The organism is Gordonibacter sp. 28C (assembly GCF_003339845.1).
In the GTDB taxonomy this organism is placed as follows: Bacteria; Actinomycetota; Coriobacteriia; order Coriobacteriales; family Eggerthellaceae; genus Gordonibacter.
In genome coordinates this window covers 1-1,638 of record NZ_PPTR01000026.1, presented here as the reverse complement: position 1 = coordinate 1,638, position 1,638 = coordinate 1, and the positions used below count along the sequence as shown (strand labels likewise).

1 protein-coding gene is annotated in these 1,638 nt (G+C 62.2%); it reads left to right on the top strand.

Going from position 1 to position 1,638, the window contains the following annotated elements:
• Positions 1 to 135: 135 nt before the first annotated feature.
• Complete coding sequence (locus tag C1878_RS16385; protein WP_114602633.1) at positions 136 to 1,245, top strand: IS110 family transposase; 1,110 nt, start codon at positions 136 to 138, stop codon at positions 1,243 to 1,245.
• The last annotated feature ends 393 nt before the right edge of the window (positions 1,246 to 1,638 follow it).

Genomic DNA, 1,638 nt, shown 5'->3' with positions numbered 1-1,638 from the left:
AAGACGATATGAGTAGAGCATTGGGAGCCCCTTGCTCGTGCCGTCTTTGATTTTCCGCGGATCGGGGCCGACAATGGTCGTGTCGTATAAAACCGGCAGCCGGCCAGGTTGCCACACGCACGGAAGGGGCTCGCCATGTCCTATGCTACCGCAATCGGCCTCGATGTTCACGCTCGCTCTATCACGGCCGTCGCGCTTTCGAGAGACACGGGAGAGGTTCTCGCGAAAACCTTCGACTACGATCCGGCTTCCGTCGCCGGATGGATTCTGGGATTCGAGGAGCCCAAGGCGGTCTACGAGTCGGGGGTGACCGGCTTCCATCTCGTCCGCGCCCTGCGCGAGATGGGCGTCGATTGCGCGGTGGGGGCCGTGTCGAAGATGCACAAGCCCGCCGCGGACAAGCGCAGGAAGAACGACCGCAACGACGCGGAGTTCCTGGCCCGGCAACTGATGGCGCACAACGTCGTCGAGGCGTTCGTCCCCGACGAGCGGACGGAAGGGGCGCGCAACCTCTCCCGGGCGCTCGAAGACCTGCGGGACGACCTCGCCCGCGCCAAGCACCGCCTGACCCATCAGCTCATCAAGTGGGGCTGCGTCTGGGACGAGAAGGCGCCCGACGGCAAGCGCAAGGGAACATGGACGCGCGCCCACTGGGAATGGATTCGCTCGATCGAGCTTCCCGACGCATGCGCCCGAGAAGCGCTCGACCTCTACATCTCGCAGGTGCGCCACATCGAGGCCCAGAAGAAGGCGATCGAGAAAAGAATCGCGCAGCACGCCCAGGAGGAACGCTGGCAAAGCCGCGTGGAGGCCTTGAGGTGCATGAAGGGCATCGAGGTCGCCACCGCCTTCGCCCTCGTGGTCGAGGTAGGCGTCTTCAACCGCTTCGACAGCGCGCGGTCGTTCTCATCGTGGCTGGGCCTCGTGCCCTCGGAGCGCTCGAGCGGCGAGCGGACGCTGCGGGGAGGCATCACGAAAGCGGGCAACTCCCATCTGCGAAAGCTTTTGGTCGAGGCGTCGTGGCACTACACGCGCGCCACCGGAGAGCGAAAGCGCGGGATGTACGGCTGCGAGGTCCCGATCCATATAGCGAACCACGCGGCAGACGGGATAGCGCGCCTGGTGAAGCGCAGGGAGGGCTTCGTCGCAAGGAGGATGCGGCCGGTGGTGGCGAACGTGGCCACCGCACGCGAGCTGTCGTGTTGGGTGTGGGCGCTCGGCAGGATGTGCGAGGGGACGCTGTAGCCCCTTGCGAAATCGATCTCCCCGACAAAGCTATTAACCTCAACAAAGCGCTTGTATTCGACTGGTCGTTGGGTACGATCCCAGATTTTTTATCGGCACCCTAACAGGTATCCCCGCAGAAAGACTCTTCATGTTTGAAGGAGCGCGTACCCAGCCGTAGCAACGAAATGCGAAGCAAGGGCGGCCGACATAAGAAGGCAATGATGCTGCTTCCCTAGTCGGGGAAGCGCTAGCCCCAGGTCGCTAACCCGCGGATATTAAACTGCGAAAACGAGCGTCGATTCAATGACACACCCGTCCGTGAGCGTTTGCGAGGTTGATATAGGAGAGCCCAGGCTGGAAATGATCCGGTCTGGGCCTTTATTGCATCTTGACAATGCTCTACTCATATTA